The sequence below is a fragment of the Microbacterium sp. CCNWLW41 genome (genome assembly GCF_037083505.1).
This window is the reverse complement of sequence record NZ_JBAOJP010000008.1, coordinates 145,445-166,843: the sequence shown is the minus strand read 5'-3', so window position 1 is coordinate 166,843 and position 21,399 is coordinate 145,445. Positions and strand designations below refer to the sequence as shown.

Sequence of the window (21,399 nt, the reverse complement as noted above, 5' to 3'; positions counted from 1 at the left end):
GAACGCTCGGAGGGAGACGACTACGACTCCGCGCGATTCTTGTGGAGGGTCGTCAAAAATATCGGACGTGCTCTCGCTAGGCTGACATCCATGCCTGAAATCGCCAAGGTGCTCGTCGCCAACCGCGGCGAGATCGCCGTCCGCATCATCCGTGCTGCGCGCGACTCCGGTCTCTCCTCCGTCGCCGTGTACGCGGACCAGGACCGCGATGCGCTGCACACCCGGCTCGCCGACGAGGCGTACGCCCTGGGGGGCGCCACCAGCGCCGAGACCTACCTGCAGATCGACAAGATCCTCTCCGTGGCCCGGCGCGCCGGCGCCGACGCCGTGCACCCGGGGTACGGGTTCCTCGCCGAGAACGCCGACTTCGCCCGTGCCGTGATCGGCGCCGGGCTGACCTGGATCGGCCCGTCCCCCGAGGCGATCGAGGCCCTGGGCGACAAGGTCACCGCCCGCCACGTCGCCGAGAAGGTCGGCGCCCCGCTCGCCCCCGGGACGCCGGGACCGGTCGAGAGCGCGGAGGAGGTCGTCTCCTTCGCGAAGGAGCACGGCCTTCCCATCGCCATCAAGGCCGCCTACGGCGGCGGCGGCCGGGGCCTGAAGGTCGCCCGCGAGCTCGACGAGGTGGCCGAGCTGTTCGAGTCCGCCACGCGCGAGGCCGTGGCCGCGTTCGGACGCGGCGAGTGCTTCGTGGAGAAGTACCTCGACAAGCCGCGCCACGTCGAGACGCAGTGCCTCGCCGACGCGCAGGGCAACGTCGTCGTCATCTCCACCCGGGACTGCTCGCTGCAGCGACGCCACCAGAAGCTCGTGGAGGAGGCTCCCGCGCCGTTCCTCACCGAGGAGCAGAACCGGGCGCTCTACGAGGCGTCCAAGGCGATCCTCCGCGAGGTCGGCTACGTCGGAGCCGGCACGTGCGAGTTCCTCATCGGCGCCGACGGCACGGTCTCCTTCCTGGAGGTCAACACCCGCCTGCAGGTCGAGCACCCCGTCTCCGAGGAGATCACCGGGATCGACCTCGTCCGCGAGCAGTTCCGCATCGCGGCGGGCGGCACCATCGACTACGACGACCCGCAGCCGCAGGGTCACTCCCTGGAGTTCCGGATCAACGGCGAGGACCCCGGCCGCGGCTTCCTCCCCCAGCCGGGCCCGATCCACGTCTTCAAGACGTTCGGCGGGCCGGGCGTGCGCCTGGACTCCGGCGTGACCGCGGGAGACGAGGTCTCCGGCGCGTTCGACTCGCTGCTCGCGAAGATCATCGTCACCGGCAAGGACCGTGCGGAGGCGCTGGAGCGCGCCCGCCGCGCCCTCGACGAGTTCGAGGTGTCGGGGCTTCCCACTGTTCTCCCCTTCCACCGCAAGGTCGTGCACGATCCCGCGTTCACGGCGGAGGACGGCAGGTTCGGCGTCTACACGCGCTGGATCGAGACCGAGTTCGTCAACGACATCCCCGCCTGGGACGGCGAGCTCAGCGACCCCGCGGCCGCCCCTGCACGCCACACGGTCGTCGTCGAGGTCGGCGGCAAGCGCCTGGAGGTCAGCCTCCCCGACCGCGTCGCCGCCGCGGCCGCCACAGCGGCCGGCGCCCGCCCCGCGGCGGTCCCGCCCTCGCGGCGCAGCCACGCGACGAGCGTCGCGGCGGGCGCGTCCGGGGACGCGGTGAAGTCTCCCATGCAGGCGACCGTCGTGAAGGTCGCCGTCGAGGACGGTCAGTCCGTCGTCAAGGGCGACCTCGTGGTCGTGCTCGAGGCGATGAAGATGGAGCAGCCCCTGCAGGCGCACAAGGACGGGGTCATCGGCAACATCAACGCCGCTCCCGGCGAGACCGTGTCCGCCGGGCACCGCCTGCTCACGATCGACTGACGCGCAGTCGCGGCCCCGGCCCGGCTGCGCGGCTCAGCGCCGCCCGCGACCCTGAGCGCCGGCCCAGGCGTTCCAGGCGACGAGCCTGCGCTGGCCGAAGGTCGTGCCGAGCTCCGTCCGTTCCTCGGGACGGGCGCGGTAGTGGGTCAGCACACCCCACACGACCCAGGGATGGACGCGGAGTCCCGCCGGGGTGAGCATCAGCACGCCCGGCATCTCGCCCTCGGTGCGCGCTGCGTCGATCCGCAGCTCGATCAGCGGCGCCGGCGGGGTGCGGGAACGGCTCGACTCGATCCGCCGCGGCGTGATCTCCGAGATCGCGTCCCACGGCACGTACAGCGGGTCGCCGAGCCGGATGAGGGCGATGCCCGACGGTCCGACGGCCAGCCCCACGGGTCGCCGCCCGAAGGACCCGAGCCGATGCTGTGCGAGCGTGCTGCGCACCGCCGCCACGAGGAACAGCGCGGCCATCGGCACCGTGACGACGAGTGTCAGCAAGGCGCTGTCACGGCCGCCCAGGGCGATGAAGATCGCCGCCGGCACCGCCGCGACCAGCACCAGGGCGAGCACCCAGAACATGATCAGCAGCGGCAGCCCGACGCGGCGCTGCCGGAGGAAGTGGACCCACGAGTCCGGGGGCGCCTGCTCCGCCTCGGTCAGGACGACCGCGTTGACGAACTCCGGCTCGCCGCGGCCGAACGGGCGACGAAGCCCCAGGACGAGGACCGCCGCTCCGATCAGCGCGAACGCGAACGGGCTGAGCGCGGCCATCCCCGCCTCCGTGACGCCCGGCAGCATCGCGAGGGACACGCCGAGCATCGCCGCACCGCCCACGACGAGGAACGGCGACCGGCCGCGGGCCGCCGGCCCCCACACGCGCGGCCAGACGACCGGGATCGGCTCCCCCCGACGCCTTGCCTCCGCGGACGGGCCCGGAACGGCCGACGGGGCCGGCGTCGTCACGAGATGTTGACGAGGTGCATCGCCCGGGTGGCGTCGGTGATGCTGCCCGACAGGGACGGGTAGGCGGCGAAGACGCGCGAGACCTGGTCGACGTTGAGGCGCCGCTCCACGGCGAGCGCGATCGGGTAGATGAGCTCGGACGCCTTGGGTGCGACGATCACGCCGCCGATGACGGTGCCCGACCCCTTGCGGGCGATGATCTTGACGAAGCCGTCCTTGATGCCCATCATCTTCGCGCGCGGGTTCGCAGCCAGCGGCAGCTTGAAGGCGATCCCGTCAGCGGCGCCGTCCTCGACGTCCTTCTCGGAGAAGCCGACGGTCGCGATCTCGGGGGCGGTGAAGATGTTCGCCGTGATCTTCCGCTGCTCGAGCGGGATCACGATGTCGCCGAGCGCATGGAAGACGGCGGTGCGCCCCTGCATGGACGCGACCGACGCGAGCGGGAAGAAGTTCGTGCAGTCGCCCACGGCGTAGATGTTCGGGACCGAGGTGCGGGCGACGCGGTTGACCCGGACGTGCCCGGACTCGGTGAGCTCGACGCCCGCCTCCTCCAGCCCCACCCCGGTGGTGTTCGGGATCGACCCCACGGCCATCAGGCAGTGACTGCCCTCGACCACACGTCCGTCGGAGAGTGTGACGACGACGCCGTCGTCCGTGCGCTCGACCCGGTCCGCGCGCGACTTGGACAGCACCTGCATGCCGCCTCGCTTGAACACCTTCTCCAGCACCTTCGCGGCGTCCTGGTCCTCGCCGGGAAGGACCTGGTCGCGGCTGGAGACGAGAGTGACCTTCGCCCCCAGGTTCATGTAGGCCGACGCGAACTCCGCGCCCGTGACGCCCGAGCCGACGACGATGAGGTGCTCCGGGAGCGCCTTCATGCCGTAGAGCTGGGTCCACGTGAGGATCCGCTCGCCGTCCGGCTTGGCGGAGTCGAGCTCGCGCGGGGACGCCCCGACGGCGACGACGAGCGTGTCCGCCTCGACGCGGTCGAAGTCCGTGCCGTCCGGGCTCGTGGACACCACGATCGCCCGCGGGCCGTCCAGCCGCCCGTGGCCGGAGAGGATGCGCACCCCGGCGTCGACCAGGGCCGAGCGCATGTCGTCCGACTGCTGGCGCGCGAGGGTCAGCAGTCGGTTGTTCACCGCGGCGAGGTTGATCGCGATCTGCGGCTTGAGGGGCTTGCCCTCGGCGCCCTTGGCGTAGAACTGCACGCCCAGGTCCGTCGCCTCCGAGATGGCGACCGCGGCGTCGGCCGTGGCGATGAGGCTCTTCGACGGCACGACGTCGGTGAGGACCGCCGATCCGCCCACGCCGACCCGCTCGACCAGCGTCACCTCGGCTCCGAGCTGCGCGGCGGCCAGCGCCGCCTCGTATCCGCCGGGACCGCCGCCGAGGACGGCGACGCTCTGCCTGTTCGCGAAGGGTGTCGAGGACATGCCCCCATTCTTCCCCACTCCTGCGCGCCGGCGCGCACGATCCCCGCCCGCATGCTCATCCGCGCCCGACCGCGCTCGAACGGGCACGGGGACCTAAAGTGATTGCATGGCTGACTGGAACAACCCCCTCGACGACCCCGCCGCGGACCCCTTCGCGATCGCCGCGGAGGCCGCCGCCGACCTGCACCGGCTGACCGGCGTCGAGAAGCACGACATCGCCGTCACCCTCGGCTCCGGCTGGGGCAAGGCCGCGGAGCTCATCGGCGAGACCGTCGCCACGATCCCCGCCACCGAGGTCACCGGCTTCTCCCGGCCCGCGCTGGAGGGCCATGTCGGAACGCTGCGCAGCATCCGCACCCCCGCCGGGAAGCACGTGCTGGTGATCGGCGCGCGCACCCACTACTACGAAGGCCACGGCGTCCGCCGGGTGGTGCACAGCGTGCGCACCGCCGCCGCCGCGGGCGCGGCCACGATGGTGCTGACCAACGGCGCCGGAGGCATCCGCGAGACCTGGCGCGCCGGACAGCCCGTCCTGATCAGCGACCACATCAACCTCACCGCCGACTCACCGCTCGAGGGCGCGACCTTCGTCGACCTCACCGACCTGTACTCGCGGCGTCTGCGCGACGTCGCCCGCTCGATCGACCCGAGCCTCGATGAGGGCGTGTACTGCCAGTTCCGCGGGCCCCATTACGAGACGCCCGCCGAGGTGCAGATGGCGAAGACGATCGGGGGTCACATCGTCGGCATGTCCACCGCGCTCGAGGCCATCGCCGCGCGCGAGGCCGGCATGGAGATCCTCGGCTTCTCACTCATCACGAACCTCGCCGCGGGCATCCAGACGACGCCGCTCAGCCACGCGGAGGTGATCGAGGCCGGACGAGAGGCCGAGCCGGTGATCTCCTCCCTTCTGGCCCGCGTGATCGGAGCGCTGTGAGCGCCGCGGCCGACCGCCTGGCCCAGGCGCGGGCGTGGCTGCGACAGGACCCGGACCCGGAGACGCGCGACGAGCTGGCGGGCCTGATCACCCGGGCGGGGTCGGGCGACGAGGCGGCGATCGCGGAGCTGGACGACCGATTCGGATCGCGACTCGCCTTCGGGACGGCGGGCCTGCGCGGCGAGCTCGCCGCGGGCAGCAACCGCATGAACCGCGTCCTCGTGGCCCAGGCCGCGGCCGGCTTCGCGGCGTTCCTCCTCGAGCGCTCCCCCGGATCCGCCCCGACCGTCGTCATCGGCTACGACGGTCGGCGCAACTCCCGTGTCTTCGCCCAGGACTCGGCCGAGATCTTCGCCGGCGCCGGTCTGCGGGCGATCCTGCTCCCGCGGCTTCTGCCGACCCCCGTCCTGGCCTTCGCGGTGCGGCACCTCGGCGCCGACGCCGGAGTGATGGTCACCGCCAGCCACAACCCGCCGAACGACAACGGCTACAAGGTCTATCTCGGCGGCGAGGATCACGGCTCCCAGATCGTCTCCCCCGCGGACGCGCAGATCGCCGCGCACATCCAGCGCGTCGCCGACGAGGGCGACGTGCGGGAGATCCCCCGCTCTTCCGCGTACGAGACGGCGGGCGAGGAGGTGCTGGACGCCTACGTGTCCGCCACCGCCGCCGTGGCGCCCGCCCCTGCCGGCGCCGGCGGGATGCGCTGGGTCTACACGGCCATGCACGGGGTGGGCTGGGAGACGGTCGAGCGGGTGCTCGCCGCCGCCGGCTACCCCGCCCCGTCGACGGTGGCCGCGCAGCTGCGACCGGATCCGACCTTCCGCACCGTGTCGTTCCCCAACCCCGAGGAGCCGGGGGCCATGGATCTGTCCTTCGCCCGCGCGCGCGAGACCGGGGCGGAGCTGGTGATCGCGAACGATCCCGACGCGGACCGCCTAGCGGTGGCCGTCCCGGATCCGTCCGCGCCCGGCGGGTGGCGTCGCCTGTCCGGCAACGACGTCGGCCTGCTGCTGGGCTGGCGGGCCGCCCGCGCCGCCCGGGACACCCGCGTCGAGGGGACCGCGAGCGCGTCGCTCGCCTGCTCGCTGGTGTCGTCGCCGGGGCTCGGTGCGATCGCCGAGCGCTACGGCCTCGACTTCCACGAGACGCTCACCGGCTTCAAGTGGATCTCCCGTGCCCCCGGGATCGCCTTCGGGTTCGAGGAGGCGCTCGGCTACCTCGTGAACCCGGACACCGTGCGGGACAAGGACGGGATCTCCGCGGCCGTCGCCCTGCTCGGGCTCGCCGCGGAGGCTCGCGGGCGAGGCGCGACCCTCGCCGACCTCCTCGACGAGCTCGCCGCGGAGATCGGCCACTACGCGAGCGACCAGGTCTCCATCCGGGTGGAGGACCTCTCGCTCATCGGCCGGATCATGTCCGCCCTGCGCGCCGACCCGCCCGCCGCGTTCGGGAGCGCGGTCGTCGCGTCCGCCGAGGACCTCCTGACCGCCGGCGACGGCGGCCCCGCCGGCGACGTGCTGCGCTACCGCCTGGCGGACGGCTCCCGCGTGATCGTGCGACCCAGCGGCACCGAGCCGAAGCTCAAGGTGTACATCGACGCCCGTGCGGAGTCGGCCGAGGCGGCGCGGACCGCCGTCGGCGCCCTCGCCGACGCCGTCCGGGAGCTGCTCGCCCGGTTGAGCTGAGTTCCGGTTCGGGGTCCGATTCGGTGCGAGAACGCCCCGACACGGGCCCCGACCCCCGGAAATCCGCCCCGAAACGTCACGGGGCGGCGATCCCGAACGCGGCCAACCGCGCGCCGAGGTGACGCGCCGTCCTCACGTGTGGCCATCCCCATCGAGCGAACCGACGCTGCGTGGTCCCACGGATCCAGTCCTCGCGCTGCTTCTCCTCGTCGAGCACCGCATCCGCCGCCCTCCCCGCCTGCATCCGACCGTCGACGTACTTGATCGCACCGTCGAACTCGCCCCACGCATCGGCCTCCTCGATCCCGAAGTCGACGAAGAAGCGGCTTCCCGGACGCGGCCCGACGACCTCGACCTGAAGCCGGATCCGGCGGAATCCGATCTCCGCGAGCCGGATGCGGCTGACGCTCTCACCGGGGAGCTGGGCGCGGCCGTCGGCGAAGGCGAGGACGCGACGCGCCCGTGCCCGCCCGTGAGCCGAGCGCTCCGCGATCTGCTCCGCCGCGCGGCGGAGACGACGCGACCGCTCAGGATCGTGACCGTGGTTACGCAGCTCGGCGACCCGGCGCAGCGCGGCGTCCGCGACGACGACCGCCTGCTCGTACGAGGCGGTGCGAGCCACATCGGCGACGGTGCGGGCCAGCGAGGTGCAGCGGACGCCGTGCACGGTCTCGAGCTCTCCCGCGGACAGCTCGCCGCGGTGCCGGATCGTCCCGCGCCCCGCGCCCGGTCGCTCCGGTCCCAATGTCACGTGGACGCGCTCCGGGTCCGGTCGCAGCAGTGGCAGGCCGTGCAGCGCCGCCGCGCTCTCATGGGACACGACGACGCCGTCCGACGAGCCCTGGACGAGAGCGACGGCGCGCGCGGCCACGCGGTCCTCCGGGGTCGCGGCGTCCCAGTCGTCGTCTCGGACATACACACCCGGCCGGATCCGGATCAGCGCTCCGTCGACGGACGGAGAGCGGAAGAGGTCGCCGACCGCACGGACGTCGGCGAGGGCGGCACGCGGGTACAGAGGAGGGATCACGAGAGGCATGCCAGCCATCCTCGGGACGCGCTCCTCCTCGTTCCCCGCACTGCACGCGATCCGTGGATCCCTCCCGATCCTTCCTCGCCTGTGGAGGACGAGCCCCCGGCCGATTCCGGGGTCCGGATCTGCGGTTCGGGGCTCATTTCGGGGGCGTGTCGCCCTGAGAAGGACCCCGAACCCCCAGGGAGGACCCCAAACACTGCGAGGGGCGGAGGGGCGAGGGGAGGGGCGGAGGGGGCGAGGGGTGGGGCGGGGCGAGGGGTGGGGCGGGACGGGGTGAGGGTGGGGCCGATACGCTCGGAGGATGGACTTCGTCACCTCCGTCACCCTCCAGAACGACCTCGTCCGGCTGGAGCCGCTGAGCGACGCGAACGCCGAGGAGCTCGCCGCGGCGGCGGCCGACGCGGTCCATCCCTGGTACACGCTCGTGCCCTCCGCCGAGGAGGTCCCGGCCGAGATCGCCCGGCGCCTCGCAGAGCATGCCGCGGGACGCATGAATCCGTTCGCGATCCGCCGCATCGCCACGGGACGACTGGTCGGGATGACGACGTACTGCAGCATCGACCAGCCGAACCGACGCGTCGAGATCGGCTACACGTGGCTCACCCGTTCCGCCCAGGGCACCGAGGTCAACGCCGCCGCGAAGCGCCTGCTCCTCCAGCACGCGTTCGAGGCCTGCGACGCCATCTCCGTCCAGCTCTTCACCCACGCGATGAACGGTCCCTCGCGCGCGGCGATCGAGCGGCTGGGCGCGAAGCTCGACGGCATCCTGCGCAGCCACCGCATCATGGCGGACGGATCCCTCCGCGACACCGCGGTGTACTCGATCCTCCCCCACGAGTGGCCCGCGGTCCGCAGCGGCCTGGACGCGCGCCTCGCCCGGCACCGCGCATGATCGGTCGCGCTCGCCTCGCCGCGCTCCGGCGACGCCGATCCCGATGATCCTTGCCCTCACGGCCGGCTCCACGCTGCTCGCCGGCGTTATCCAGCGCATCACCGGCCTCGGCTTCGCCCTCGTCCTCATCGGGCCCGCGGTGCTGGTCTACGGGCCCCTGGACGGGGTCACCCTCACGGTCCTGCTCGCCGTCGTCGCCTCGCTCTGCGCGCTGCCGCAGGCGTGGAAGGACGTGGACTGGCGACGCACGTCGGGTCTGCTCGTGGCGGGCATGCTCGTGGCGCCCCTCGGGGCGCTGACCGCCGGTGTCCTCCCGGAGCCGGCGTTGCTGCTGCTGATCGCGGCGATGGCGGTATTCGCGCTGGTCGCGCATCGCATCCGTGCGCTCGCGCCGGCACTGCGCGGACGCCGCGGCGGGGTCGTCGCAGGGGCGGCCGCCGGCTACATGCACGCGTCCAGCGGGCTGTCGGGTCCGCCGCTGGCGGCCTACGCCGTCGGCGACGGGTGGGGCCAAACCCGCTTCGCCGCCAGCGCACAGGTGATCTTCGTCGGCTACGGGACGCTCTCGGTGCTGCTGCGGGGGCTGCCGCCGCAGCCGATCCCCGAGGTCGTCCTGCTCGCGGCGTGCACGGCCGTCGGGATCCTGCTCGGCACCCTGCTCACGCGCAGCGTTCCGCCGCGCATCGCCCGCATCGCGATGCTCGCCTGCGCCTGGGCGGGAGCCGGAGTCGTCCTGGTGCGCGCGGTGCTTTCGATGCTCGCGTAGCCCGCGGCGCTCTTCGCGGATCGGCCTCGCCCTGGCCCTGCCTCGTCGCCCGCGCCGCGACGAGGCAGGGCCGGGGGGTCAGGCCGTCTCCGGGACCCGCTCCGGCGGCGACAGCACCGCGGGAGCGTCGCCGAAGTCGCGGATCGGGAGGCGTTCGCCGCCGCGCAGCGCCGACTCGTGAGCGACGATGCCGGGCAGCGTGTAGCGGGCCGCGACCCACGCGTTCACCGCGGGCATGGTGCCCGTGTCCACCGCGACGGCGAAGTCGTCGACGAGGAAGTGATGGGACCCCTCGTGACCGTTCGGTGCGCCGTCGAACTCCGCCGGCAGGCGGGATCGGTCGTGCACCGGTGCGCTGCCGGAGACGAAGGCGGCGCGCAGCGACGGCGAGACGTTGGCGAGTGCCGGATCGTCCTCCGACAGCGACGCATGGACCTCGAGCAGTTCCGAGACGTCGGTCACGGTCTCCTTGTCCTGCCACAGCGACACGGTCGCGAGCTGCTCGAAGGATCCCTCCGTCCCGAAGAAGCGGAACCGGGACTCGCGGATCGGCGACGGATAGCCGACCCGGCGCATCTCGTTCGTGCGCATGACGCCGCCGTCGGAGAGCTCGAACAGCGCCGAGGCGTTCGAGAAGTCGTTGCCGAACATGCTCACCCCGCGGTCGAACACGCCGTCCCCGCGGTCGTCGCGGACCCCGATGCAGCTCACCGAGACGGCGTGGACCGGGAGGACGCCGAGCACGCCGCCGATCGCGTGGGTGGGGTACAGCATGGGCGGGTAGCTCGCCGTCGCCCGCCACTGCTCGCCGCCGCTGTACTTGTAGGCGTCGTAGAAGCCGAGGTCCATGTCGTGGACGTAGTCCCCCTCCGCGTAGAAGACCCGCCCGAACGCCCCGTCCGCGAACTGGCGTCGCGCGTACACGGTCGCCGGGTTGTAGTGGCTGGTCTCCCCCATCATGTAGGTCAGCCCGGTCCGGCGCACCGCGTCGATGATCGCCTCGATCTCGGCCTCGCTGATCGCCATGGGCACGGCGGAGTACACGTGCTTCCCGGCCTCCAGCGCCTGCACGACGAGCGGCCCGTGGGTCCACCGCTGGGTGAAGATCGCCACGGCGTCCACGTCGCTCGCGAGCAGGTCCTCGAAGGTGGGGACGCTGCCGGCGAGGCCCAGGCGGGCGACCAGCTCCGCGGAGCGCTCCGGGAGCAGATCGGTGACGAGGATGTCGCCGACCCGCGGGTGCAGCTGGAACAGCTTCGCGAACTGGCCGGCGAACTGGCCGGCTCCGACGATGCCGAGAGAGAACGTCATTTCCTGATCTTTCCTTTCCGATGACCGTCTCACGCGAAGGCGCGGACGGCGACGATGCGGGCATGCGGGTCGCCGGCGGTGGCCCGCACGACGATGCGGAGGGCGGCGACAGGACCGTGTCCTCCGAGGTCGTGGATCCGCCGGCGGCGGCGGTTGTCGACGACCTCGTCGACGACGACCCAGCCGTCCGCGACCCGCGCCTCCACGCGGTAGTCGCGCACGAGCGTGAGCATGACCTCCTGGGGCGTCCGGTGGTGATGGAGGTTGATGAGGTCCTCGTTCGGGTCGTCGTCGAAGAGGATCTCGACGCGCCGCGGGGAGACCGGCTCCTCCCATGCGATCGTGAGCGCGGGCTCCGGGTCGCCCGCGTCGGCGGCCCACGCGTGGGGTCCGGCGAACGGCCGCAGAAGGCCGTCGGCGACACGCTCGGGCGCGAAGACGTCTCCCGCCGGGGCGTCGATGCAGAACCCGCCCCGCCCGAACGGACGGTCCGACCACTCGCGCAGCCGCTGCGGGCGCTCGTGGCGGGGGTCGAGCTCCTTCCACGTGAACGACAGCGTCCCCGGCGCGCGCTCGGCGGCGACGTGGACGCCGAGCCCCGGGTGGGCGTGCAGCACCACGAACACGTTCGCGTCCCGCGGCGCGCCCTCCAGCTCCAGGGACACCTCGGCCTCCTCCCCTGCGGGGACCTCCGCCGTCCGCGTCGCGAGCGCCTCGACGGGCACGTAGTTCTGCCCGCGGCCCGTGGAGTGGACCGTGTAGGTCAACGTGGTCGGCTCCGGCGCACGGAGCCGGATCCGCACCGGTTCCTCGGATCCCGTCGGGGGAAGGACGAAGCCGGCGTCGACGTCGAGGGCGTGCACGCGGATCGACGGCCCCGTGCGGAGGCGCTCGATCCGGCTCGTCGCCGAGATCCGCCCCGCCCGGACGAGGTCGCCCTCGCCGTCGTCCGCGAGGCCGAAGACCGAGCCGTCCGCGCGGAGAAGTCGCTGCTGGAGCGCCGGCGCGGGCACCTCGCGCGGCGAGACGCCCCGCTCGACGGCGAGCGCCGCCGCGGTCCCCGCCGCCTGCCCGATCGTGGCGCACGTCGCCATGACGCGCGTCGAGCCGAAGGCCACGTGCGAGGCGGAGATGTCGCGCCCGGCCATCAGCATGTTCTCGACGTTGCGCGAGTACAGCGAGCGGTACGGGATCGGGTAGATGCCGTCGGCGTAGGCCTGCTTGGCCCCGGCCTCGGTCGCGTACATGCCGCCGGGCGGGTGGAGGTCGATGGACCAGCCGCCGAACGCCACCTGGTCCGGCTGGTCCCGCTGACCGACGATGTCGTTCTGCGTCAGGACGTAGTCGCCGACGAAGCGCCGGTACTCGCGCTTGCCCGGGATCGACCCGACCCACTCCAGCGTCATGGTCTCCGCGTCGAAGCGGCCGGAGTTCTTGATGTGATCCCAGATGCCGTAGATCACCGACCACAGCTCGTCCCGGATCGCCTCGTTCTCGGTCACGGTGTCCAGCTCTCCGCCGAACTCGATCCACCAGTAGGCGCATCCGTCGTCGCCGGCGCGGATGATGCGGTTGTCCGGGATCGGGGTGGTGGTGATGTCCTTGGCGAAGGCGGGCGGGATGAAGCGGACGGGTTCGCCGGCGTCCTTCGTGTAGAACAGGAGCGTGCTCCCGAGCGTGATCGTGTCGGCGGTCCCCGGCGCCCACGGCTCGCCGTACTCCGCCCGCGCCTCCCGGCCGATCCGGTGCTCGGCGCCGGCGAGCGCCCCCACGAGACCGTCGCCGGTGGCGTCGATGAAGACGTCGCTGCGGAACTCGGTGAGGAGCTCGGATCCCATCGTCCACCCCGTGACGGCGTCGATGCGCCGATGGTCCGGCTCCCCGCTCGCCGTCACGAGACGCACATCGGTGTTCAGGTGCAGGGAGATGTTCGGCTCGGCACGCACCGTCTCCAGGATCAGCGCGTCCCACAGGTAGGGGTTGCCCTGGGGGTTGCGATACTGGTTCTCCACGAAGAGCTCGCCCATGATCCCGCCCTCCCGTGCGAAGTGGTTGTAGCCGTGCGCCGTGGCGCCGACCACCCACACCCGCACCTCGGACGACGAGTTCCCGCCCAGCACCGGCCGGTTGGTGATCAGGGCCACCGTCCGCCCCTCCCGGGCCGCCGCGACCGCGGCGCACACACCCGCGAGGCCGCCGCCGATCACCGTGAGGTCGGTCCGGCTCGTGCGCTCCTGCATCGTGTCTCCTGTCCTCTCCTGCGCCGTCGGCTCAGTCCTCGGTCGCGTCGCAGTCGCGGACGAGACCCCACACCAGCAGCGGCGCCCCGTCGAGCACGAGCGTGACGTGCCCCTGCTCCACCGGGATGCTCCGCTCCTGGCCGATCACGTCGATCACGCGGACCTCCTGCCCGGTGGCGGCCAGCCGCACCGGCGTCTTCGTCTGCCACGTGTCGATCCACGGCTCGGGGGACGCGTAGTCCGATCCCGCCCCGTGGTCGGCGTTGAGGACGTACCCGTCCTTCCGCGACCAGAGGACGGCCAGGTGGTCGCCGCCCTCGCCGGCGAACGACAGGCCGCGCAGGTCCGCGTCGGCGAACTCCAGCCGGCGCAGGAAGCTCGTGCGGTCGAACTGGCGCGCGGCCGTCGCGTAGGCCAGCAGCGACGCCTTGGGCGAGGTGTCGCGGTTCATCAGGCCGTAGTGGAACTCGGGGTTCGCGGGGTCGGCTTCCTGCGGGTGGTGCACGGTCGTGTCGTGCAGCTGGTACCAGTTGACGCCGTTGACCCCCTCGGACAACGCCAGCGCGAACGTCAGGACGACGTTCTCCGCCGCGTGCCGATGCGTGTCGTGCCACCAGGAGTTGGGCTTCGTGCACGCGTACGCCTCGGTCAGCCACAGCTCCTTCCCGCCGCCCTGCTCCGCGATCAGGCGCTTGGCCTCCTGCACGGAGCCGAGGAAGTTCCAGTAGAGCCCGTTCGCACCCGGGTCCCAGTCCTCCACGGGCGGGGCGAAGTCGGGCGTGAAGTTCCCGCGTCCGGGGTGGATCGCGAGACCGTCGATGAGGTCCCATCCCCCGGCGTCGATGAAGTTGCGCAGCCACACCACGTCCATCCCACCCGTGCCGGCGTTGAGCACCTTCATGTCTGATCCGGCGGCTGTCAGCGCGTCGACGGCGGGCCGGAGCCCCTGAGCCACGTACTCCGCGGCCTTGAGCCCCTGCATCCAGGGACTGTTGACCTCGTTGCCCACCTCGAACCACTGGGCGCCGGAGGCGATGGCGCTCGCGACGTTGGTCGCCGCCCACGCCTGGCCCTCCGCCGGGGTGCCGTCGATCGGGATGCGTCCGAGCTGCGTGTTGTGATCGATCCCGGCCGCGTCCAGCACCGCGGGATCCATGCCCTCGGTGTAGCCCATCGCGTTCCCCGGCTCGTAGGCGATGCGGACGCGGCGGACGCCGATCCGCTGCATGAGGGCGACGAGGTCCGCCGCGCTGGGCACGTGCAGCCACGGGTAGTTCGCGATGCCGAACACGCTCTCGGCGCCCGCGAGGTAGGTGAACGGCGGCAGCACGGCAAGGGTCGTCCGCGCGAAGGAGCTCCCCTGGGCCGACTCGGCCACCGCCTCCACGAAGGCGATCCCCGAGGCCAGCGGCACGGCGAAGTCGGCATCGACGACGCCGCCCGGATCCACGGTGAACGACTGCGTGGTCGAGGTGAGCGTGCGCCCCTCGAAGTCCCGGGCGGTGAGCGTGATCGCGACGGAGGACGCCGCGGTCGTCCCGTTGCACGCCTGGGTGTGCACGGTCAGCGGAGCCGCGCCGTCGTCCCAGATGTTGAAGGGCCGATCGGTCCACAGCTCCACGCCGGTGGGACGGGCGGCGGCGATCGTCCGCGCGGCGCCGGGTCGGACGTCCGCGAGCACGAGCGACGCGGTCGTCACCGCGGTGCCCGCGGCGTCCAGAGTCCCGGGAGCGTGCACCCAGGAGGCGCTCGTGTACCGCGGGTCCGTCTGCTCCAGCCCGAGGTACGCGCGGGTGGCGGCGAACGTCTCCTGGTACACGCCGCCGTCGGCGACCTCGAAGGGGATCCCCGCCGCGGGGCGCGTCCAGCGGTTCAGGGGCGTGTAATGCTCGTCGTCGGTGTTGCCCACCAGCGTCCGGTTGATCATGAACCCGCTCGGCAGGAGCGTCGCCGGGCCGGTGACCTCCCACCGGAGGTTCGCCCGGCGTGCGGTGACGTCGACGGTCCCGACGACGGTGATCGCGGCGGCAGCGGCGGCCATGCGGTAGGCGAGCCGCAGGCCCGGGCGCCCGTCGGGGAGCGTGATCTCGGTGACCGTCGCCCCGTAGGTGCGCTGCTGGCCGAGTGCGGAGTCCTTCACCATCACGTGGGTGATCCGGATCCGCTCACTGCCGCCCTCCTCCATGAAGGACAGAGTGCCGTCCGCGGCGGCCTCCACCCGGATCCCCGGGGCCGTCAGCGTGAACGCGGCCGCGGCGCGGGCGGGCGAAGCGTTCAGCGCCGAGATCGGGACGATGAGTCCGGCCAGCCCGATCGCGGTGCCGGTGAGGACAGCGCGGCGGGAGACGGTCAGGGACGTCGTCGGCTCTGCCATGTCTTGCTCCTTCGTTCGTCGTTCGTGCGTCGTCGGTCGTGCGGGTCGTGCGGAAGAGGGGTGTGCGCTCGCTCGGGGGTCAGCCCTTGAGGCCGGTGAAGCCCAGGCCCGCGACGATCTGCCTCTGGAAGAACAGGAACAGCACCACCGGCGGGAGCAGGGCCATGAGCATGGTCGCGATGAGGACGTCCTGCGGCGCCTGCGGCGCGAGGTTGACCAACGCGACGCTGATCGGCTGACGCGAGGGCTCGGTGAGCACCACGAGCGGCCAGATGAAGTCCTTCCACGCGTGGGTGATGGCCAGCAGGCTCACCACGGCGAGGATCGGACGGCTCAGCGGCATCGCGATCCGCCACAGGATCGTCCACGTGCTCGCCCCGTCCACGCGCGCCGCCTCGAACAGCTCCCGCGGCAGCGTGTCGAAGAAGTTCTTCGCCAGCAGCACGTTGAAGGCGTTCGCCCCGGCGGGCAGCCAGATCGCCCAGTACGTGTTCGCGAGGTTCACGTGCAGCAGCGGAAGGTCGACCACCGTCATGAAGAGACTCACCATGGAGACCGTGTACGGCACGAACATGGTGGCGAGGATCGCTGCGTACACGACGCCGCCGAAGCGCGGGCGGAGCACCGACAGCGCATATCCCGCGGTGACGGCGACGATGAGCTGGACGGCCCAGGAGCCGATCACGACCCACAGCGTGTTCATCAGGTAGGAGCCGACCTGGAGCTGGCCCAGGGCGATCCCGAAGTTCTCCCAGCGCGGGTCCTGCGGCCAGAGGGCGAGCGGGTCCGCCGCCATCTCGGCCGGGGAGGTCAGGGCGCCCTTGAGCATCCAGAACAGCGGGCCGATCCCGAAGAGGACGAGCAGGAGCAGGGTCACGGCGTGCACGAGGCGGACGACGATGCGGGAGGCCCCCGTGCGGTACTCGTGGTCGGAGATGAAGCTCGACATCAGCGACTCCACCTCCTCGTGACCCGCAGGTAGACGGCGGACAGGATCCCGAGCGCGATCGCCAGGAGGAAGGACAACGCGGCGGCCTGGCCGTAGTCACCGTTCACGAAGGCGTACCGGAAGACGAGCAGCAGCACGGTCACCGTGGCGTCCTGCGGGCCGCCGCCGGTGAACACGTACGGCTCGGTGAAGACCTGGAGGGTGTTGATGAGCTGCATGAGCAGGAGCAGCCCGATCACGAAGCGCAGCTGCGGCAGGGTGACGTGCCAGACGCGGCGGAAGATGCCGGCGCCGTCGAGCTCGGCGGCCTCGTACAGCTCCGAGGGGATGCCGACGAGGGCGGCGAGGTAGATGAGGACGCTTCCGCCCATGCCGGCCCAGGTCGACTCGATGACGAGGCTCAGCATCGCGGTCGAGGGCGACTGGAGCCACGGGAAGGGGCCGGCGCCGATCAGCGCCAGCAGGTTGTTGAACAGCCCGCTGTCCGGCTCGTAGAACCACTTCCACAGAAGCACCGACACGACCGGCGGGATGACGACCGGCAGATACACGAGGAACCGGTAGGCACCGCCGCGTCGGCGCACGGTCGACATGACCGCGGCCAGGACGATCGGCAGGGGGAAGCCGATGAGGACCGCGAGCCCCACGAACAGGAGGGTGTTGAGGACCGCGGTGCCCAGGAGCGGATCCGCGAACAGGCGCTGGAAGTTCTCCATCCCGACCCACAGCGGCTCGTCGATGAGGTTCGTGTCCTGGAAGCTGACGAGCAGCCCCCGGATGATCGGCCACCAGGAGAAGAGCCCGAAGATGAGCAGCGCCGGGATCAGGAACACCCAGCCCGTGAGGTCCTGCCGGGTGAGCGCCCTCCGCGGGCGCGGAGGCGGTTCAGGGGTGCCGTCCGCCGCCGCCGGGGCCGACGGCGACGGACGGGTCTGGGTCAAGGTCACTTCGCCCCCGAGGCGATCTTCTGCGCGGCGTCGCCCTCGGCCTTGGCGAGCAGAGCGTCGATGTCGGTGTTCTCGTCGGACAGGACGGCCTGCACCACGGTGTCGAGGATGCCGTACACGGCCTGCGCCGCCGCGGCGGGCTCCGCCTTGAGCTCCAGCGCCGGCGTCCCCTCCTTGTACGGGGCGAAATGAGCGAGCTCGACGTTCACGAACGGCGCGATCGCCTCATCGATCTTCGCCTGCTGCGCCTCGTCGAACATCGGCATCGCCGGCACGCCCACGGCCGAGGTCGGGTCCTGGGCGAGCGCCTCGGCCTGCGCGGCGGCGACCTCGGGGTCGTAGGCCGGCTGCGCATAGGCGAAGACGAGCCACTTCACCGCCGCGTCGAGCTTCGCCCCCTTCACGCCCGCGGGCACCATGAAGACCTGACCGCCGGTCAGCGTGGCGTCGCCGCCCGCCTGCGGCATGGCGGTGATCCCGAAGTCGTCGGGGTTCGGCATGCCGAAGTTGACCTTCGCGATCTTGTAGGTGCCCGGGGTGCCCATGTACATGCCGACCTCGCCGGCGGCGAACGCCTTGATGACGTCGTTCTGGTTGTTCAGGTGGCTGGTGCCCATCGACTGGTCCGTCCAGCGCATGTCGGCCAGCAGTTGCAGGGCCTTCGTCGTCTCCGCCGAGTCGAAGGCGGGGGCGTACCCGTCGCCCTCCTTCTTCTCCATCTCGCCGCCGAACGCGTAGTTCATCATGGCGAGCTGCCAGCCGCCCTGGTTCTCCTTCGACTCGATGAGGAACCCGACCTTGCCGGTCTTGTCGTGGATCGCCTTCGCAGCGGCGCGCACCTCGTCCCAGGTCTGCGGCGGCGAGTCCGGATCGAGCCCGGCCGCCTCGAACAGCGCGCGGTTGTACACGAGCCCCTGCGCGTACAGCGTGCGCGGGATCCCGTACACGTTGCCCTCGTCGTCGCTCAGCGGGGCGAGCGCCTGGGGGTTCAGCTCGTCGGCGTGGTCCCAGTCGGCGAGCGCCTCGTCGATGGGCGTCACCTGGCGGCGGTCGATCAGGCCCTGCGGCTCGGTGAGCGGCACCTCGATGACGTCCTCGATGCCGCCCCCGGCGAGCTTGGCCGAGAAGGTCATCGGATCCCACACGTTCGTGGATCCCTCGACGGTGATGTTCGGATACTTCTCCTCGAAGTCGGCGATCATCTGCTCGAACTGCGCCACGCCCGCCTGATCGGTCGCCGCCGGCATGCCCTGCACCTTGAGGGTGATCTTCTCGTCACCGCCCCCGGCGTCGCCGGCGGGGGCGCTCGCGCCGCAGGCGGTCAGGCCCAGGACCAGCCCGGCGGCGAGGGCGCCGGTCAGGATCTTCTTGCTCACGATTTCTCCTTCGAAATGGATGCGGTGGGGATCGTCAGGCCGCGGGCCCGCTCGACGCCCGAGGGATGAAGCGGGTGGACACGACGTGCGGGGCCGATGTGGCCCGCGCGCTGCCCGGGTCTCCGGAGAGCTCGGCCAGCAGGGCGTCGGTGGCCGCGGCGGCGACGGCCTCGGGGTCGATCCGGACGGTCGCCAGGCCCGGGGTGGCCGTGGCCGCGAGAATGGTGTCGTCGATGCCGACGACGCTCACGTCCCGGGGCACGGAGACGCCCAGCGCCGCGAACTGCTGAAGCAGTCCCAGCGCCACGAGGTCGTTGTGCGCCACCACGGCCGTGGCGCCCGCGGAGAGCACGAGCGGGGCCGCGTGCACGCCGGTCTCGAAGCGCGCCTCGTACGGGCCGAACTCGACCACGTCCAGACCGGCGTCCGACAGCGCCCCGCGGATGGAGGCGGCACGCGGCGAGTCCGTCTCGTGCGCGTTCACGAACGCGCACCGTCGGTGACCGTACGCGACCAGGCTCTCCCCCGCCTGCGCCACCCCCGGGGCGAGGTCGATGTGCACCTGCGGGAAGCCCTCCAGCTCGCGGTTGATGAGGACGACGGGGGTCTTGGCATGGATCTGCGCCAGCGTGTCCGCGTCGACGGTCGGAGACCACAGCACGAGCCCGTCGACCCGGGGCCGGAGGACCTCGATCGCGTCGAGCTCGGCGTCGGGGTGCTCGTCGCCGTCCGCGACCAGCACGGTCTGCCCGTGCCGGCGGGCCCGCACCTGGATGGCCTTGAGGATCGGCGCGAAGAACGGGTTGGTGATGTCGGGGATGATGAGCCCGATCGATCCCGAACGACCGCCCCGCAGCAGCCGAGCCGCCTGGTTCGGCTGGTAGCCGAGCCGCTCGGCGATCACCCGCACCCGCTCCCGTGTCGACAGGTTCACGACCTCGGGGTTCGAGAACGCCCGGGAGACCGTGGAGATCGACAGACCCGCCTCGGCGGCGACCTCGCGGATGGTGACGGTCATGCGACCCTCTCTCGTCGGTGAGCGGATGTGACGACCAGCATTGCAAACGTTGTCATTCATGTCAATGGCACTTCCGACAATGTCCCTCATGAGTCATGGAATAGTCGTCAGGGCCGGACTGCGCAACGTTTTCATTCCACGCAGCAGGACACCGCCTCGCGGTGCGAGGGGTCCCCGATTCCGCGGCCGGACGCGGACCCGGCGCGGGGTCGCCCGCTAGGGGCGGAGGACGAGGTCGTCGAGCAGCGGGTGCAGGTGGCGCGAGCCGAGCACGGGCACCGCGGCGGCGGCCGCCGCCCGCAGCGCCGCGTCGAGGTCCCGCTCGTCCAGGACCGCGTCGAGGAGTCCGGCGAAGAACGCGTCCCCGGCGCCGTTGGTGTCCACGACGTCCGCCGGCGCCGCCGGGACCTCATGGATCCCGCCGTCGGCGTCGAGGGCGATGGCGCCGTCGGCGCCGCGCGTGCAGACCGCCAGTCGCGCACCGCCGGCGATGCACCGGCGCAGGAAGAGCACGGGGTCCGGGAGCCGGTCACGACTGCACAGCACCGCGTCCGCCGCCTCCAGGAACGGCCGGTGGAACGCCGCCTCGCCGTCGTAGTCGTGCAGGTCCACCCAGATCGGCACCCCGGAGTCGGCGGAGACCTCGCGGGCCGCGGGGAGCAGACGGAGCCCCTCTGCGGACAGGTCGATCACGATGGCCGCCGAGCGGGCCATGGCCGCCACGACGTCGGGATCCACGGGACCGTCCAGCGCCGCAGCGGCCGACAGGTACAGCGAGACGCGCTCCCCCGCCGCGGTCATGAGGTTCAGGTGCCGCTCGGAGGCGCCGGACGCCCCGCCCCGCACCGTGATCCCGGCGTGCGCGAGAGCGGCGCGGATGCGCGCACCGGCCTCGTCCGCGCCGACGACGGTGTGCAGATGCACCTCCCGCCCCAGGGCGCGAAGGCTCAGCGCCTTCCCGGCGCTGGTGCCGCCGAGGCTCTGCCAGTCGGCCTCGGCGAACTGCATGTGCGGGACCGGTTCGGGCAGACGGTCCAGCAGGACGAGGGTGTTCCACGAGACAGGACCGGCGACGAAGACGGGGCGCACACCGTCATTCTGCCCGCTCAGTCCGCGCTGGAGACCTCCGGCACGCCCCAGCCGTAGGCGAGCTTGTGCACCTCGAGCACGAAGAACGACTCCGTCGCGACCACCTCGTCCAACGCGCCGATCTTGTTCTCCAGGACGTCGACGATGTGCGCGACGTCGCGGCAGATCACCTCGACGAGCACATCGAAGCGACCGCTCGTGAGCACGACGTAGCTCGTCTCCGGCAGGGCGGCGAGGGCGGTGCAGACCGCCCTCGCCGTGCCCGGCCGGACACTGACCCCGATCATCGCCAGCCGGTCGAAGCCGATGGCCAGGGGGTTCGCGATCCCGACCACCTGCAGCACCCCGTCGTCCTCGAGGCGCTTGAGCCGGTAGCGGATCGAGGACGCGGGCACCTCGAGCTCCTCCGCCAGGGTGGAGAAGGTCTTACGTCCGTCCACCTGCAGCGCGGCGATGATGCGGCGGTCGAGGTGATCCAGTCCGTCGATCTCGTTCACGTGTCGAGGCTATCGCGCGG

General features: G+C 72.0%; 17 protein-coding genes. 5 read left to right on the top strand and 12 right to left on the bottom strand.

What is annotated here, in order from left to right; all coding sequences use genetic code 11:
* Nucleotides 1-90: 90 nt before the first annotated feature.
* Entirely contained in the window at nt 91-1,863 is a 1,773-nt protein-coding gene (locus tag V6R91_RS25400) for an acetyl/propionyl/methylcrotonyl-CoA carboxylase subunit alpha (protein ID WP_336397549.1), read from the top strand.
* 33 nt (nt 1,864-1,896) lie between these two features.
* Here V6R91_RS25400 and V6R91_RS25395 read toward each other — a convergent pair whose 3' ends face one another.
* Both V6R91_RS25395 and V6R91_RS25390 read right to left on the bottom strand, forming a co-directional pair.
* The gene (locus tag V6R91_RS25395; protein ID WP_336397548.1) at nt 1,897-2,739 is read right to left on the bottom strand and encodes a hypothetical protein; all 843 of its coding nucleotides are present in this window, start codon (nt 2,737-2,739) and stop codon (nt 1,897-1,899) included.
* A gap of 83 nt (nt 2,740-2,822) precedes the next feature.
* Nucleotides 2,823-4,262, bottom strand: coding sequence for an NAD(P)H-quinone dehydrogenase (locus V6R91_RS25390; protein ID WP_219085095.1), 1,440 nt, complete (start codon nt 4,260-4,262; stop codon nt 2,823-2,825).
* Between the two features lie 106 nt (nt 4,263-4,368).
* Between V6R91_RS25390 and V6R91_RS25385 the strand changes: the two genes are divergently transcribed.
* Nucleotides 4,369-5,199, top strand: coding sequence for a purine-nucleoside phosphorylase (locus tag V6R91_RS25385; protein ID WP_336397547.1), 831 nt, complete (start codon nt 4,369-4,371; stop codon nt 5,197-5,199).
* Nucleotides 5,196-6,887 carry a phospho-sugar mutase gene (locus V6R91_RS25380; protein WP_336397546.1) on the top strand — a complete coding sequence of 564 codons (1,692 nt, stop codon included), beginning with the start codon at nt 5,196-5,198 and terminating at the stop codon, nt 6,885-6,887. Before V6R91_RS25385 ends, V6R91_RS25380 begins: the two co-directional genes overlap by 4 nt.
* A gap of 76 nt (nt 6,888-6,963) precedes the next feature.
* Here V6R91_RS25380 and V6R91_RS25375 read toward each other — a convergent pair whose 3' ends face one another.
* Nucleotides 6,964-7,923 carry a type IV toxin-antitoxin system AbiEi family antitoxin domain-containing protein gene (locus V6R91_RS25375; protein WP_336397545.1) on the bottom strand — a complete coding sequence of 320 codons (960 nt, stop codon included), beginning with the start codon at nt 7,921-7,923 and terminating at the stop codon, nt 6,964-6,966.
* A 298-nt stretch (nt 7,924-8,221) separates the two neighbouring features.
* Between V6R91_RS25375 and V6R91_RS25370 the strand changes: the two genes are divergently transcribed.
* Together V6R91_RS25370 and V6R91_RS25365 are read left to right on the top strand one after the other, a co-directional pair.
* The gene (locus V6R91_RS25370) at nt 8,222-8,812 is read left to right on the top strand and encodes a GNAT family N-acetyltransferase (protein WP_336397544.1); all 591 of its coding nucleotides are present in this window, start codon (nt 8,222-8,224) and stop codon (nt 8,810-8,812) included.
* 43 nt (nt 8,813-8,855) lie between these two features.
* A complete protein-coding gene (locus V6R91_RS25365) occupies nt 8,856-9,578 on the top strand; it encodes a TSUP family transporter (protein ID WP_271061985.1) in 723 nt (240 codons plus the stop codon).
* Nucleotides 9,579-9,656: 78 nt separating this feature from the next.
* Here the strand turns inward: V6R91_RS25365 and V6R91_RS25360 are convergent, their stop codons facing one another.
* From V6R91_RS25360 to V6R91_RS25320, 9 genes are all read right to left on the bottom strand, one after another.
* On the bottom strand, nt 9,657-10,889 hold the full coding sequence (locus V6R91_RS25360) for a Gfo/Idh/MocA family protein (RefSeq protein WP_219085090.1): 1,233 nt from the start codon (nt 10,887-10,889) through the stop codon (nt 9,657-9,659).
* Between the two features lie 29 nt (nt 10,890-10,918).
* The gene (locus V6R91_RS25355) at nt 10,919-13,129 is read right to left on the bottom strand and encodes an FAD-dependent oxidoreductase (RefSeq protein ID WP_336397543.1); all 2,211 of its coding nucleotides are present in this window, start codon (nt 13,127-13,129) and stop codon (nt 10,919-10,921) included.
* 31 nt (nt 13,130-13,160) lie between these two features.
* Nucleotides 13,161-15,503: a hypothetical protein gene (locus V6R91_RS25350; protein ID WP_336397542.1), complete on the bottom strand. Its 2,343-nt coding sequence runs from the start codon at nt 15,501-15,503 to the stop codon at nt 13,161-13,163.
* A 79-nt stretch (nt 15,504-15,582) separates the two neighbouring features.
* A complete protein-coding gene (locus V6R91_RS25345; protein ID WP_336397541.1) occupies nt 15,583-16,452 on the bottom strand; it encodes a carbohydrate ABC transporter permease in 870 nt (289 codons plus the stop codon).
* On the bottom strand, nt 16,452-17,399 hold the full coding sequence (locus V6R91_RS25340) for a carbohydrate ABC transporter permease (protein ID WP_336397540.1): 948 nt from the start codon (nt 17,397-17,399) through the stop codon (nt 16,452-16,454). The genes V6R91_RS25345 and V6R91_RS25340 overlap by 1 nt, the downstream gene beginning before the upstream one ends.
* Nucleotides 17,396-18,775: an ABC transporter substrate-binding protein gene (locus V6R91_RS25335; protein WP_336397539.1), complete on the bottom strand. Its 1,380-nt coding sequence runs from the start codon at nt 18,773-18,775 to the stop codon at nt 17,396-17,398. Before V6R91_RS25335 ends, V6R91_RS25340 begins: the two co-directional genes overlap by 4 nt.
* 34 nt (nt 18,776-18,809) lie before the next feature.
* Nucleotides 18,810-19,793, bottom strand: a complete 984-nt coding sequence (locus V6R91_RS25330) for a LacI family DNA-binding transcriptional regulator (protein WP_336397538.1) — start codon at nt 19,791-19,793, stop codon at nt 18,810-18,812.
* A gap of 216 nt (nt 19,794-20,009) precedes the next feature.
* Nucleotides 20,010-20,882, bottom strand: a complete 873-nt coding sequence (locus tag V6R91_RS25325; protein ID WP_336397537.1) for a carbohydrate kinase family protein — start codon at nt 20,880-20,882, stop codon at nt 20,010-20,012.
* 17 nt (nt 20,883-20,899) lie between these two features.
* Nucleotides 20,900-21,379 (bottom strand): Lrp/AsnC family transcriptional regulator, encoded by a 480-nt coding sequence (locus V6R91_RS25320; protein ID WP_067246110.1) that lies wholly within the window; start codon nt 21,377-21,379, stop codon nt 20,900-20,902.
* Between the last annotated feature and the right edge of the window lie 20 nt (nt 21,380-21,399).